General features: G+C 42.7%; 13 protein-coding genes. 7 read left to right on the top strand and 6 right to left on the bottom strand.

Annotated elements, in window-relative coordinates; translation table 11 throughout:
- The first annotated feature begins 13 nt into the window (after positions 1 to 13).
- Complete coding sequence (locus AC1DRQ_RS00600; RefSeq protein WP_477421629.1) at positions 14 to 160, top strand: hypothetical protein; 147 nt, start codon at positions 14 to 16, stop codon at positions 158 to 160.
- Between the two features lie 675 nt (positions 161 to 835).
- Here AC1DRQ_RS00600 and AC1DRQ_RS00605 read toward each other — a convergent pair.
- Complete coding sequence (locus AC1DRQ_RS00605) at positions 836 to 1,705, bottom strand: SDR family oxidoreductase (RefSeq protein ID WP_429401551.1); 870 nt, start codon at positions 1,703 to 1,705, stop codon at positions 836 to 838.
- Between the two features lie 133 nt (positions 1,706 to 1,838).
- Here AC1DRQ_RS00605 and AC1DRQ_RS00610 point away from each other — a divergent pair, with 133 nt between their 5' ends.
- Positions 1,839 to 2,168 (top strand): winged helix-turn-helix transcriptional regulator, encoded by a 330-nt coding sequence (locus AC1DRQ_RS00610; RefSeq protein WP_429401549.1) that lies wholly within the window; start codon positions 1,839 to 1,841, stop codon positions 2,166 to 2,168.
- Positions 2,169 to 3,090: 922 nt separating this feature from the next.
- Positions 3,091 to 3,711 (top strand): hypothetical protein, encoded by a 621-nt coding sequence (locus AC1DRQ_RS00615; protein WP_477421630.1) that lies wholly within the window; start codon positions 3,091 to 3,093, stop codon positions 3,709 to 3,711.
- Between the two features lie 134 nt (positions 3,712 to 3,845).
- Here AC1DRQ_RS00615 and AC1DRQ_RS00620 read toward each other — a convergent pair whose 3' ends face one another.
- Together AC1DRQ_RS00620 and AC1DRQ_RS00625 are read right to left on the bottom strand one after the other, a co-directional pair.
- On the bottom strand, positions 3,846 to 4,010 hold the full coding sequence (locus AC1DRQ_RS00620; RefSeq protein WP_477421632.1) for a hypothetical protein: 165 nt from the start codon (positions 4,008 to 4,010) through the stop codon (positions 3,846 to 3,848).
- Between the two features lie 64 nt (positions 4,011 to 4,074).
- Positions 4,075 to 8,322 carry an NACHT domain-containing protein gene (locus AC1DRQ_RS00625; RefSeq protein WP_477421634.1) on the bottom strand — a complete coding sequence of 1,416 codons (4,248 nt, stop codon included), beginning with the start codon at positions 8,320 to 8,322 and terminating at the stop codon, positions 4,075 to 4,077.
- Between the two features lie 132 nt (positions 8,323 to 8,454).
- On the opposite strand from AC1DRQ_RS00625, the gene AC1DRQ_RS00630 reads away from it, so the two are divergent.
- Both AC1DRQ_RS00630 and AC1DRQ_RS00635 read left to right on the top strand, forming a co-directional pair.
- Positions 8,455 to 8,835, top strand: a complete 381-nt coding sequence (locus AC1DRQ_RS00630; protein ID WP_477421636.1) for a hypothetical protein — start codon at positions 8,455 to 8,457, stop codon at positions 8,833 to 8,835.
- Positions 8,832 to 9,740 carry a hypothetical protein gene (locus tag AC1DRQ_RS00635; protein ID WP_477421638.1) on the top strand — a complete coding sequence of 303 codons (909 nt, stop codon included), beginning with the start codon at positions 8,832 to 8,834 and terminating at the stop codon, positions 9,738 to 9,740. Before AC1DRQ_RS00630 ends, AC1DRQ_RS00635 begins: the two co-directional genes overlap by 4 nt.
- A 313-nt stretch (positions 9,741 to 10,053) precedes the next feature.
- Here AC1DRQ_RS00635 and AC1DRQ_RS00640 read toward each other — a convergent pair whose 3' ends face one another.
- Complete coding sequence (locus tag AC1DRQ_RS00640; protein ID WP_429401537.1) at positions 10,054 to 10,941, bottom strand: bestrophin family protein; 888 nt, start codon at positions 10,939 to 10,941, stop codon at positions 10,054 to 10,056.
- A gap of 364 nt (positions 10,942 to 11,305) precedes the next feature.
- Between AC1DRQ_RS00640 and AC1DRQ_RS00645 the strand changes: the two genes are divergently transcribed.
- Positions 11,306 to 11,755, top strand: a complete 450-nt coding sequence (locus AC1DRQ_RS00645) for a hypothetical protein (protein WP_477421640.1) — start codon at positions 11,306 to 11,308, stop codon at positions 11,753 to 11,755.
- Positions 11,756 to 11,958: 203 nt separating this feature from the next.
- Here AC1DRQ_RS00645 and AC1DRQ_RS00650 read toward each other — a convergent pair whose 3' ends face one another.
- Positions 11,959 to 12,093, bottom strand: coding sequence for a hypothetical protein (locus AC1DRQ_RS00650; protein ID WP_477421642.1), 135 nt, complete (start codon positions 12,091 to 12,093; stop codon positions 11,959 to 11,961).
- A 50-nt stretch (positions 12,094 to 12,143) separates the two neighbouring features.
- On the opposite strand from AC1DRQ_RS00650, the gene AC1DRQ_RS00655 reads away from it, so the two are divergent.
- The gene (locus AC1DRQ_RS00655) at positions 12,144 to 12,719 is read left to right on the top strand and encodes a cupin domain-containing protein (RefSeq protein ID WP_477421643.1); all 576 of its coding nucleotides are present in this window, start codon (positions 12,144 to 12,146) and stop codon (positions 12,717 to 12,719) included.
- A gap of 227 nt (positions 12,720 to 12,946) precedes the next feature.
- Here AC1DRQ_RS00655 and AC1DRQ_RS00660 read toward each other — a convergent pair whose 3' ends face one another.
- The gene (locus AC1DRQ_RS00660; RefSeq protein ID WP_477421645.1) at positions 12,947 to 13,195 is read right to left on the bottom strand and encodes a hypothetical protein; all 249 of its coding nucleotides are present in this window, start codon (positions 13,193 to 13,195) and stop codon (positions 12,947 to 12,949) included.
- Positions 13,196 to 13,201 lie beyond the last annotated feature (6 nt).

Consider the following 13,201-nt stretch of genomic DNA (forward strand, 5'->3'; position numbering starts at 1 on the left):
GGATAATATCCGAATGGTGGAGGATTTATTTGCAGCGTTTGGCCGGGGTGATGAGCAAGGCTTGCTGACGCTTGCGGCCGAAGATATTGAGTGGATAACTCCGGGAGAGGACTGGCCGCTGGCTGGTACCGGCGCGGGCACGCTGGATTATTGGATTTAATTCAGAAGTCCACCGAAAAGCTGGAAACGTCATTCCCGGAGGCCCCAGAATTTGTAGGGCAGGGAAACCGGGTTCTGGTTATTGGCTTCAGCACAGGGAGGGTTAAAGCTACGAATAAAAAGTTCGAGGACCATTTTGTTATTGCCATTACTGTTCAAAATGGCAAAGTGACTAACGTTAGGGAGTATGTCGACACGCAAGCAATGGCGCGAGCTTCCGAAAAGCCGCAGGTTTAGGTTTCACCGATAGGGCATTAATAATTTTACAAAAGTATAATTTCTTTAAAATCCCTGCTTCGCCCGGAAACAGGGATTTTTTCCATTAATGAGATGCTGAAAATCAAAAAATAAAAAATTTAAGCAAGAGAATGATCCTCAGACTGGGCAGAGTTCGAACCAATTAGTGGAACAATTGAAGCTATTGAATAACATTGAAACGACAAGCAAACTCGATTTTATTTGACACAGAACTCTTGTCATTAAATAGTCAAGCCTTCTATCTGGAAAATATAGGCTTGACTATTGAAAAAAGCAAATGTATTTTATCTAATAAGCACAAAGTACTGCTTTGGATTATTAGCGCATATGATACCTCTCCCATTAAGCAAGTGATGGAAAAAAGGCCTACCAACTTAAATGGTCCGCCGTTCTATAAGTCTATCCCGTTTTCCGCTACTTATTTACCATAAGTATATTTAAGGAACTTCTTTAATTCCGTTGGTTTTCTTCCTAGTAAATATTCAAGATCACTTTTCTGTGTATCGAATTCACCATTACTTATCGCAGTAGAGAACGCGCCTAAGAATCCGACAACCTCTTTCGGAACGCCGGCATTGCTAAGTGCATTGCTGTAAGTATCCAGGTCAGGCTTCAGATAGGGTACCTTTTTACCGGTAATATCAGTCAGGAAGCCTGCGATATCTTCGAACGAATAAGCGGTATTGGCGGTGATCGCGTACGTTTTGTTCTCATGTCCGGGAGTCGTCAGCACTACAGCTGCCGCTTCGCCAATATCCGTTCTGGGAACAAAGGGAACCTTGCCGTCACCGGCGGGAAAGAAGATACCCTTCTCTAAAAATCCTTCTCCGGCAAACTTGTCGATCGAGTCAGCGTAAAGCGTGTCGTTAAAGATAGTATAGGCAAATCCGGACCGTTTGATATATTCGGCAGTACCCCTGTGTGCCTTGATCACGAATGGAATGGCTGTTCTTTCATCGTCGTTAATTTCCTGACTGATATAAAGGATGTGCTGTACACCATTCTTCTTAGCGGCGTTAATTACGTTCTTATGTTGCGCAAGCGTATCTGCCGTCACATCATTCGAAGAGATCAGGAAGAGCTTGTCTACACCCTCTAAGGCATCTACAAGCGAATCGTAGTCATTGTAATTTCCTGTTTTTAGCTGAACACCTTTTTCACTCAAATTTACTGCTTTGTTTTCATCTCTTACCAAAGCGGTTATTTCAATGGCCGAAACACCTTTTTCTAAAAGTGATTGGATTGCTGCATTTCCTAAATGCCCTGTTGCACCTGTTACTAAGATCATAATTTATTAAAATTTATATTTATTAATTACTTTTGTTACACAAAGTTACTAATGATGATTTCAAAAAGTAACTGTTACATTTTGGTAACAATGGGAAATAGTGGTAACCTAAAAGTGACTAATGGAAAATAAAATGGAAAATACCCCTTGTCCGGTTACGGCGACGATAACTATGATCGGTGGAAGATGGAAACCGATCATCCTTTACAATCTGTCGGACCATACCAGACGCTTTGGTGAAATAGCTGTACGGATGCCTTTAATATCCCGGAAAGTGTTGAGTGAACAACTGAAAGAACTGGAAGCGGATGGAATGATCAGCCGCCAGGAATTCAAGGAGATACCGCCCCGTGTAGAATACTCCTTAACTGAGTTGGGGAAAAGCGTTAGGCCTTTATTGATACATATGGCAACTTGGGGTCAGGAAATGGTATTGAACGCCCGATCAATTAAAGTAAAATGATTGATTTTTATGCCATTTAACTGAGATTCTGAAGCACTATTAACTTGAATCGAAAATGTAAGCACTGACCTGTGATCCCCTGACTGGGCGGAATTCGAACCACTTAATTGAACAAATACGCGTTTTAGGCGAATTAGAACACTTTTAATGATCCCTAACTGTACAAAATTCGAACCAACTATTTAAGGCGTCGATTCCTCTACATACCTAATTGTGGGGGAGTCAGAACAAAACTTAAAAATGTACACATGAATTCTTGAACTAATGCTTACCCAGGACACGTGATTGAATCTCAGTTACCTTGAAACCGAGTTGCTTCGCAAGAATTTTCAATTCTCTTTTGAGCGCTTGCTCATGTTCCGGCTCGTCCCTTGCAATCACAAGTTCTCCGACAACCTCCCCGGTAGTAACCTTGAAAACCTCGTAAAGTATAAAATGTCCTGTAATTTGTGTTTTTAGGCTGTTCATCTATCGCGTATTATTCGAATCGTTCGTTTCAAGTTCGGGTACGGTCCGGTATATTATTAATTACAGGAGGTTTGTCTACATACAAAAATCTATTAGCGAGCATATAATTCAATTTTATATATTCGGGAAAGCCACTGAACTGCTAAAGACGTGTTAAATGAATAAGTAAACTTGCTTTGATCTGTTAAAGACTGCCGAGGAAATAACGCCCGGTTACTTTTCTAAAGAAAAGTAACCGATAAAGTGTTGCACAGGGAAGTATTCGACCTGTTATTAAAGGTCTATCCTAGTATCCGCTACTTAGCGGATGACCCGAATCGTCAGAGCTGAAGTTTTTTGAGATCTGAAATTTAAAAGAACGCGCAACTACATTCGTGAGGATATAGTCCCATTGTAAAAACTAAAGTAGCCAGTCTCTTGGATTATGCTAATTTTGTAGCATGATCTTAGTATCATGCCAGCAAAATCTAAACAAGAAACAATCATGAGTACCCAGGAAGAAAACATGCAGGCCTATGTCAACTTACAACCCATCTTTCTTGCAGAGGCAGAAGAACTTTTTGGCCCTAAGATAGACTATACTTTCATCGGCATCGACTATCATAATCACCCTCCCAGAATGGTTATGCATGATAAAGATATTTTATCAGGAGAAGAGTTTTATAAGATCGAACTGTGCGGTATCGGTGCATTGAACGATAGAAAAGATGGCATCTTCCAACTGTCCCATGAAGTTGTGCACCTGCTTTCACCTGTTCCACAGGACACTGACCCAGATGATCCCAATCGTGTAAATTACCTGGAGGAAGGGATGGCCACCTATTTTGCCAAACGTGTTACAGAACGAGAAACTGAGGATTATGATTTTTGCAACAAAGCTATGCTCAAGGACGAAAAGTACTTCACAGCTTACATGCGCTATCTATCGCTTAAAGAAATTGATGCGGAAGCAGTAAAGAAAATACGTGCTGTACAACCCATCATCCCGTTAATTCAAGCCCAAGACTTTGTTACTGCCGGATTAGATGTATCTCAAAACCTGATCAATGCATTGCTGGAGAAGTTTCCGCAGTGAGTCCTGATATTTTCCTCGTAGAAAATTAAAGGAAAATACGTTTTTTAATTAGCAAAACGCTTTACACTTTTTGAACGGCTTTACCCAGACCTATGCCCTGGCCCAGCACACCGGTAACAAATTACCTGTTTCTTTCAGCCAACCGACTGTGTTCCGAATGGTGAAGTCAAACCGAGTTTCACCTTATCCCATGTACCGGCATAGAAACGGCCGCTCCAGGTTTGGGACTTAGCGAGTAAAATCTCGTATGGCTGATCCGATACCGAATTCCTTTCCATTTTACTTTCGCTCGTACTCATAGTTAGGTGTCTCAGACGTTTCTCTAAAGTTAATAAATTCCATTCCAAACTTATGTCGTTAAGATCAACTTGCAATTCTGTTTATGATTTCCCAAGCGTTTTTTTCGGTCTCATATTTCGAGACATGGTTGTAATAGCTTTTTATCAAGCGACGCTCATACCATTTTAAATAGATCACGTCCGGATATTCAGCGATATGAGCTGCTATGATCCTTTCGTATTCGGCGATACCGTTCTCAAAAGTTACCTGGTCCCTTACCGCACATTTCCTGGCTATCTCTTCAATGAGTTCCAATAGGTCATTCCGCCGCTCTTTTAGTAAAGGTGCGCACCTATTGATCAACTTAAAACACTGCGCCAAGAACCAATCCGAGTGATCGGTTATCAGCGTTTCAAAATCGTTTGAGGTATAGGTGATGTAGTGGGACAACGACGATCGTTCATTCCAAATGTCGAATTGCTTTAAAGCTGCCTTTTGAGAACCTAATATAACCCCATTTCGCAGCAAAGAATGCCGCCAGAATATTTCCGTACCCTCAGGGAAAGGGTGAAGGTCCGAGCTTTCGGTCAGAAGGATCAGGCGGTCTTTAAATTCTTTTACAGCCATGACGTAGTCAAGCACCTTGATCTGCCACTCCGATGTTATAGCTGTCCATTCGTGCAACAGCGTTTCAAAAACAAAAGGATCCCCAGTGAGTTCTATCAGCGCCTCGACCACATCTCTCTTCAAAATGCCATCAACGGCATCATCCCTCAACAGATCCAACATAGCCGGCGCGCTTTCCAGAAAACCATAATGTGCGCAAATAACGGCATGCGTGGCCCGGATATGCTTGCTTAAAACAACAGAGCCAAGGTTCCGTAGGGCCGACCGCCTGAATTCTGCAGGGTCTGAAACATCATGGATCAATTCGAACAGATGCTTTTCCTGTTTATCCCCGCTCGTATGATCCGGATAATGTCCCCTGTAATCCAACTTGAGCAGTTCAAGTGTCAATTCCGCGCTTAGCTTAACTGCCCCATGACGGAAATAATTCACCAAACGCTGGCTGTGGAAATGTACTGTAAATTCCCCGTTAACGCCGTCGGTAACCGCCTTATCAAAATCGATATGCGGTACGATCTGGCGCAGCAGGTAATCCCCATAATAGTTCAACAAGTGAGTAGCGATCTTATCCCGTTTTTGAGCGACCAAATATTCTTCGATCTGTTGAAAGACGAACCAGTCCCAGCCTTTTACGTCGAAGATCTTTTCGAATGCCCCGAAGCCACCTTTGATCTCGTAGGCATGGATAACATTGAACACGATCGAGCTTTTCACCTGGTCCCGGACCTCTTTTTTTTCGTGGTGCTCCAATGTAAAAAGGTTCTCGCTTTCGTCATCGTCCGGCTTTTCCTTCACCTGGTTAATGAGGCGATAAATGTTTTTTGCTTCTTTCAAAAACTCCAGCCGGTCACCGATCAGGATAAAATCACGCTTTTCTCTTTCGGCATTTATGCGATCCCAGTCCGGGTACGGCCTGTAGGCGAATCTTTGACCATAACGATCTAAAAGCTTCTGCTGGAAATGATCGTGCATGACCCGGTTGGTGCTTTGTAAAGACCATCGGAACCGGTTGATCTCGTCTTCGCTGATCTCGCTGGCAGCGAATTTTGAAAGTAACTGCTCTGCTAAATTTTCATTGAATAGGTATCCGAGCACATATTCGATACCTTCCTCCCTGGGTTTCAAAAATAGCGGCATGAAATATTCCGCCCGATCGGGCAGCGCGTCAAAGAACACCATTGGTTTTCCCCATTGTTTAGCCTTGTGCGGCTGATATCTTAAGGCCGATAAAAAAGCGAAGAAGGCCTTAAGGATAGCTTCATCCTGCGTAGCCTGAAAGATCTGCCCCAGTTTTACATAGATCTTATCCAGGATAGGTTCAGCATCTGACAAGTTAGAATAATTGTACTGCTTCTGCCGGTTCTTTGTTGCTGTGAAATGGGTCAGCAGCACCACGGCATTAGCGGCATTCAGCCGCTTGTAAACGTAATCTAACAACAACCGGTCAAAGCCAGCCGACCTTTTTTCAGAGTCCTTTCTTAAAAAAACGTCACTGCTCAAGACATATTCGTATTCGTTCGGGAGATCGCCCTCATCGATATATTTAATGGCCGCGCCCCTGACCATGTAATGATCGATCAGCGGGCATTTCTTTATCGTGTCCTGAAGCAAAGCCACGTCAAAAAAGCGATACATCGTTAAAATATCTATGGCGCGGTCATAAACTGCATGATCATAGTCCACGGTGAGAATGATCCGTTGAATGATCCGCAACAGGTTACTTTTTGCTGCACTTGTCACCTTGGTCTGCTGGTAATAATAGATCAAATCCAACAAGCAGTACAGGTGGTTTACTTTATCAGCTATTTCGAGTTCTTCTAACAAAAAGATGAAGCCATCTGAAGAATAGTTGATAAAGTCACACAGATCCGGGCCATTAAAATCGCCGCTCAGGTAATAGATCCCTTCCACCTTACCGCTGAGAATGATGCTTTTGAAGATCTGCAGCCTAAGATCCGCGGAAACTTTATCCCGCTCGAACTGGAGAAGGATCGATGATTTTGTCGTTTTGATTTTGTCAAACAGCAAATTGAAAGAAGCAGAATCAGCCGATAAGATCGTAAACAGGAAGTTCGCCATATTGAACATCTTCGGTTTTAACATCGAAGCCCCGGTGTTGTGAAATAAGATGTCATCCAGCACTTCCCATTCCAAACCTGCGAGTTTCTGGGCGGCAAGGTACTCCTGGAAGTTGTTGTGCTCGAATTGGATGATATTCCCGGTACCCATATCCTCTATCTTGAACAGGCCACAGCGGAATATCTCGGCCGCCGGAAGCGAAGTAAATGCTGCTATGCTTTTTTCAGGAATGGCATTGTTACCTGTCAGGGTCAGAAAAAGCGCCAGCTTACTTGCAAACTGCATCAGTTCGTTAACCGGCAACTTCGCACCATATTTATCTTTATCCCTGGATATCTTGTACTGAATGATCTTATCGATCACCTGCGTGCGGTTCTGCGGTAAATTGCCCTCGTCATTCAAAAAGAGGTCGACCAGGCTACACAGATAAAAGGGATTATATAAAAGTTCTTTGACCCATTTACGCTGGCACAACGCCTGAAACCGCTGTGATTGTTTATTGTCCAGTCGTTTTCCAAGATACTCTGCGACCTCCCAGGAGGTAAGGTCATTGAGATACATCGGCACCAATTTGTTTTGCTCATCGATCCCGTTGCCGATATCATTGGTGTAGACATTCGTACGGATCGAGGCTACAATGTTGACAGCACTATTCGCCTGTAAAAAAAGATTGAACTCCTTAACGAAGTCATCAAAATAAGTTGCAGGTATCTCATCAAGTCCGTCGAACAATATCAGTACATTCTGAGGTGGTAACTTATCCCAATCCTTAAAAAATGAAGCAACATAAGCCGGCAGATCGGAACGGAAATTTACCAGCCTGACCAGCACCGGATAAATGGGTTTTTCATCTTCCGTATAACGAAATGCAAGGTTCTCCAGCTCTTTAGACTTTCCTGAAGCTGCCTCCGCTTTCAAGATCAACCTGGCTGGTTTCTCGTAAAACAGCGCGTGTTCGATACAACTGAACAAAGTGATAAGTACTTCCCGGGAACGCCCCGTAAACAGATCGCTTTTTTTATTGAAGTCTACCAGCTTCCGTTCTATGTAATGCGGAACCTTCGCATATACTTTCTTGGGTATAGTCACCCCTGTATCTATGGATCTATGCTTAGTTGGGATACAGAATTTGATTTTCCAGCTCTCCCCGAAGAACTCTTCGACAATGTCAGGTAATCCTTTTAATAACAGGTCGATCTCACTACTGCCTAATTTGGTCAACTCAATATTCTGCACTGCCAATCGTTTTTTCTGCAGTTCGAATTCATCGATAAAACTGGTGTTGATCAGTTCATCCGAACTGAACACGATAAATTCGTCCGTAACAGGATACCACTTATCTTTTTCCCATTTCGCTATGGCGCTTCGCAGGTCACCGCCGTCAAATTTCTGCACCTTCTTGCATTGGTATAGCCGGTAACGACCGGAATCCGGATCACGTACCAAAATATCAAAGCCGGACTGCCCCTGGCCCATCGATCCATATTTGCTCACATGTGGTGCACCGTAAACAGCACTTACAAGCCGCATGCATAAATTCTCAAAAACATCCCACGTCAATTGACCGTAGGGCAAAGTCGCGTAGTTATTATAGATAGGAGGAGTAATTGAGATACGGTCGTTCATTCATGCTAAGTTACAGAATCGCAAATTAATGAAACTCGCTGTTGATCCCAGAGCGGCAAGGTGAATTACCAATAAGAAATTACGTAAATTCGTTGAAAAGCTTTTAAACCTAAATTATTCAAGCTCATCTTTATGGCAACACGCAGGAGTACCACCACTCAGCTAAACTCAGGACATTATACTATCAAACATGAATTATTTTGGACGGTACTTTTGGGTATCGCTATTCCTTTATTGTCAGGTACTTTTTATGTCGGCCAACTCATCGGGAACACAAGGTATGACGCGACGACAAATGAAATACGGGAGAATAATCAGCAATTGAAGGATTCGCTGAGAAGGGATCAGATGGTGATCGAACGCATGAAGCATGTTTCGGACTCTGCTTTGAATATCATTGGACATATGCCGTACGATCAATTGAAATTAGATACCGCGCAATTTCATAAAGTGCAATCCACGATCGAAGCTGCGGGAGCTGCCTTATATTTGAACATCAATTATAAAAAATGATAGATAGCGAACCAGAATTCAGATCACTGATCGATACCGTCAAAAAGTTAGCCGAAGCGGAGGATATGCAGGACATGCTCAGCCTGATAGCCCGCTCAGAAATTGCGATCCGGCAGACCGGTTACGACAACTGGGATGGCGGTATCTATTTTTATACCGTATTCTTCGCAGTTGATGTGTCACGGTTCGTAGAAGTACGCAACGACCTGGAGAACTGGGAAAAGGTACTGCTGGAATATTTCCAGCTTCCTGTGCGCCACCTCGAAAATGAAGGCATTAGCCGGGTGACCCTCGTACCAAAATCTGCGATCGAGTCGTCGCCTGAAGCTAATCCAAGCAGGCCTTTGTCATCTGCCGAGATAAAACGAAAAGAACAGTTGACTCAATATCTCGATAGGATCAGTGAAGATGAATTGATAGAATCGCTTCTTCTGCCACTGTTTCGTCACCTGAGATTCCAACGGGTGACCGTCACGGGCCATAAAGATAAGCAACTTGAATTTGGCAAGGACGTCTGGATGAAATACGTTCTACCGACGCAGCATCTTTTGTATTTTGGGATTCAGGTAAAAAAAGGAAAGATCGATTCTGCCGGAGTTACAAAAACAGGGAACAATAGCGTGGCTGAAGTCTACAATCAGTCGTTGATGCTTTTGGGGCTCGCCATTTTCGACCCGGATATCGGCAAAAACGTATTGGTCGACCACGTCATCATCGTCGCAGGCGGGGAGATCACCAAAGCGGCCAGGCTGTGGCTCGGTTCGCAGTTGGACGCAGTTCAGCGAAGGCAGATCATCTTTATGGACAGGGAAGACATTCTTAACCTGTATATCGTCAACAACATTCCGCTTCCAACGGGCGCATTGCCGCCGCCGGAACCTGATAAGGATGAACTCCCATTTTAAAGAACGATATTTGACCTGTAGTAATTTGTTAAACTTGTTAAGGATTATTATCTTCGTTCATCCAGACCTTTGCACTTAATGGATCCTGAGGCTGGGCTCGAACCAGCGACCCTCTGATTAACAGCGGGAGTGATCGTGTATGTAATTAATTACTAATCAGTATGTTATTTTATAATCCTAAATTTTTATTAAACATTTGAAATCAAAAAATTGGATACCCCAAAAGTATGACCTTCGTTCAATTTAAAAAAAACAAACCATAACTCAATGTTTACTCGACTTACAGAATTTATATTTTACCGCGTTTTAAATTTTACATGATATAAAAAGTTGCTTGCTTGCTTTTTGGCGCTGGTATCGGCATATGCGCCATTTCCATTAAATTGCGCTCTATTGTTTCAGCAAGGGTTGTCATTGGTGTGTCCGTGGGCTTATTTTCAAAAGGGTCTTGCATTAATATTGCAGTTCGTTCTATAGCGATGAACAATACGGGAATTATGGTTGCTAAACAAATTTCGATTGCCCAGTGATGATCGTCCAGGCCGAAAGGGAATATAGTCGTAAGTACATAAATTAAAAAGTGAATCAGTACACTATATGCACGGGGAAACACCGTGTTTTTTATGCGTTCGCATTTGCCCATGGAATCGGTTAACCGTTGGATGCTGTTGTCTAACTGAACCTGTTTGTTCGCGTTAAGATTGTATTGATCGCTTAAGGCACGCAATTGTTCAGCATGCGCCGACAACAAAAGATTAGGCCGGTTATTACTATCGGTACCTAACTGAGCGATGTATTGATCCACTTTCTCTGATGAAGGGCATTTTCTTAAACTTTCAGCCAATGCGTAGCACCAAATAGTTTGGCGGGTCGCAAACTCCTTGATATAAGTTGATTTTTTATCATGATTTGGAAGAAACTGAATCAATTGACGTATGAGCGTACGACTGTCATTCACGATGGCTCCCCAGATAACCCGCGCTTCCCACCAACGTTCGTATGATTGCGCTGTGCGGAAAGCCAGCAGCAGGGATAAAAGTGTTCCAACCATTGCAGATACGCTCAATGGGATGGTCAGGTCTTTAAAGAAAGTAAGATAATCCAATGCGCCGACCAAACAAGCGTACAGGAAGATAGCCAGTACATCCCATTTGATCAGTTTTAGAAAATAAGTAATTGAAATTTGTTTGGCTAGTAACATATTATTTATCCGTAATTAATTGGACCGGCGATATTGCGTTCGCTGGAGCGATATTTAAACAGCGATCATTTCAGAAAGTTTTATTCATCAAAAATTGAAGATTAGCTTATTTGCTGCTTTTCTGCTTTTATACCACCTTTCTAGTCATTGTTAGAATTGATGTGCGGTTTGATTATCTGCACTTAAAGCGCTTCCTAACGCGCATTTCAATTTATTTAACCCAGCTAAAACCAATTGGATAAAAATAGGTTTTTACAACAGAAGGTTGTTAATTATCCAGACCATTTATGCCGGTGGTTACCGGTCTTCGATAATGTTTTTGTAAAACGCCGGTATTGCTTTTATAATCTTAGTAACCGATAAAATGTTGACTCCAATCGCTCATCAACCTGCGGCTGCTCCGCTAAAAACTTCAATGGATCAAAGAGGCCGGCAGACCACTGATCGTAAACTACTGATCATCGGTTCCGGTATTTCTTCCCAAAGGTTGTCCTCCCCACGGCCGCCGGTTAAAACGGATAATCCATTGTTTAAACAGGAGAAGGTGGTATTCACGCAAAATGCCCTTTCTGCTTCAAAAATATTCCCGATTACTTTCAGCTATTTACAACAGCTATGGTATACAAAGGTGCTGAAAGTGGTTTATAGGTCGGGCGAATCCATTTATAAGGTAGTGCTTCGCAGCGCGGTAAGTCCCGGGACGAATGTTTGCTGGCTACAGCTTCGCCGGAAAGGCTGGTGTTTGCTTTTAGGTCATGGCCTTGATGAAAGATTGCTATCGGCAATCACTTCAGCAATTCTGTCCCAGGAATAATCATACAAAATCATGTCACACCGCAAACCCCCATCGTTTGTACTTCCGGCTATTTCATTTGATTGATGATCTTGAGAGCGTAACGGTGTAGTTTTTGACGTAACTTTTCCATATCAATTTTGTGGATCTGATTCAGCACAATTATCCTTCTTAACTAGCACAATTGATTTTGTCTATAGGAAGTTCCTTCAGGGCTATATGGACTAGAGTTCACTCTTATCCAGGAATACCCCTGTTCCAGTCATTTTTACCGGGCCGTGATACAGGCCATAGTGATCCTTGATCCTTAATTTCACTTTCAGTTCCTGATGCATAGCGGTTGTTAAATATTTATGCATTTTGACCCGTGCTCATGAATTAGTTATCTTTATTCTTCAACTTATCCATCATGAACAGAAGTAAATTTATAAAAGGATTCCTGCTGGCAGGGGCTTTCGTGTATACACCCTTTCGAATAATGGCGCAGACAGCCAGGAAAAGAATTGGTAAAGGTTTTTTCGTGAAGGCAGGCAAAGATAGGTTTGATAATAGTATCGGTCTGTTGGAAGGGGATACTTTTTTTACAAAGGTTTCCACCAGGGACACCGACGGTGATATTTATGTATTTGAATCGACGCGGATAAAAGAGGGGGGGCCATCCCTTCATTATCATTTTGACCAGGATGAATGGTGGTATGTTTTACAGGGAGAGTTGCTGATCAAAGTTGGAGAGCTCACTTACGAAGCCAAAGCGGGTGACAGTGTATTTGGTCCCCGAAAAATTCCCCATAGTTTTTCAAAAGTGGGTGAAGGGGAAGCCAAACTCCTGATGTTCTTTCAACCGGCAGGAAGAATGGAAGAGTTTTTTACCAAGCTCAGTAAGGGAGCCGCGAAAAATATGACAGAAGCGGAACAGGATAGATTCAGGGAGGAGCATGGTTTTAAAAGAGTTGGTCCCCCACTGAAATATTTTAAGAAGCTTTGATTAAACGACTCCGGTTATTTTATTAATTACTATTTTAAGGTTAAGGTGGATCCAACATCTCCAGGAACCTGCTTTGTTAATTTTACCAGGAAACTCTTACCTCCAGATATTAAGGCAGCTCAAAGGCAGGGCCTGGCTTCAGCAGTAGCCTGTCCACAAAATAAAAAGATATGACGGGCGAAGAAATCATTCAGGAACCTGCCATCAAAAAATAACAGTAAACTATGCTAGTCGTTGCTCTTCGTCGCGGCTATTTCCGTCATCAAACAGTTGCCGGCGGTTAACATAACAAACTGATGCGTTTTTACTGATACCTGTTCACCTGCGAAAAACACCATTTTTTCGCCCGCTATAGAGAAAAGTAATAACAATTGCTGAAGCATAATCTTGGCCCTGGCAGTGGGTTGAACGGTGCGGTAACAAATGATGGAAACTGATCTGTTCTCTGATTTTACTAATGTAGCAGGCTCGCTCATAATTTT

Source organism: Mucilaginibacter sp. P4_E8 (assembly GCF_056401495.1).

What these genes read in the sequence shown, in the direction of transcription:
- AC1DRQ_RS00625 (WP_477421634.1), bottom strand. Translation starts at nt 8,322, where the DNA reads ATGAACGACCGTATCTCAATTACTCCTCCTATCTATAATAACTACGCG.
- AC1DRQ_RS00660 (WP_477421645.1), bottom strand. Translation starts at nt 13,195, where the DNA reads ATGAGCGAGCCTGCTACATTAGTAAAATCAGAGAACAGATCAGTTTCC.
- AC1DRQ_RS00645 (WP_477421640.1), top strand. Translation starts at nt 11,306, where the DNA reads ATGTTGACTCCAATCGCTCATCAACCTGCGGCTGCTCCGCTAAAAACT.
- AC1DRQ_RS00650 (WP_477421642.1), bottom strand. Translation starts at nt 12,093, where the DNA reads ATGCATAAATATTTAACAACCGCTATGCATCAGGAACTGAAAGTGAAA.
- AC1DRQ_RS00615 (WP_477421630.1), top strand. Translation starts at nt 3,091, where the DNA reads ATGCCAGCAAAATCTAAACAAGAAACAATCATGAGTACCCAGGAAGAA.
- AC1DRQ_RS00630 (WP_477421636.1), top strand. Translation starts at nt 8,455, where the DNA reads ATGGCAACACGCAGGAGTACCACCACTCAGCTAAACTCAGGACATTAT.
- AC1DRQ_RS00655 (WP_477421643.1), top strand. Translation starts at nt 12,144, where the DNA reads ATGAACAGAAGTAAATTTATAAAAGGATTCCTGCTGGCAGGGGCTTTC.
- AC1DRQ_RS00635 (WP_477421638.1), top strand. Translation starts at nt 8,832, where the DNA reads ATGATAGATAGCGAACCAGAATTCAGATCACTGATCGATACCGTCAAA.
- AC1DRQ_RS00620 (WP_477421632.1), bottom strand. Translation starts at nt 4,010, where the DNA reads ATGAGTACGAGCGAAAGTAAAATGGAAAGGAATTCGGTATCGGATCAG.
- AC1DRQ_RS00600 (WP_477421629.1), top strand. Translation starts at nt 14, where the DNA reads ATGGTGGAGGATTTATTTGCAGCGTTTGGCCGGGGTGATGAGCAAGGC.
- AC1DRQ_RS00610 (WP_429401549.1), top strand. Translation starts at nt 1,839, where the DNA reads ATGGAAAATACCCCTTGTCCGGTTACGGCGACGATAACTATGATCGGT.
- AC1DRQ_RS00640 (WP_429401537.1), bottom strand. Translation starts at nt 10,941, where the DNA reads ATGTTACTAGCCAAACAAATTTCAATTACTTATTTTCTAAAACTGATC.
- AC1DRQ_RS00605 (WP_429401551.1), bottom strand. Translation starts at nt 1,705, where the DNA reads ATGATCTTAGTAACAGGTGCAACAGGGCATTTAGGAAATGCAGCAATC.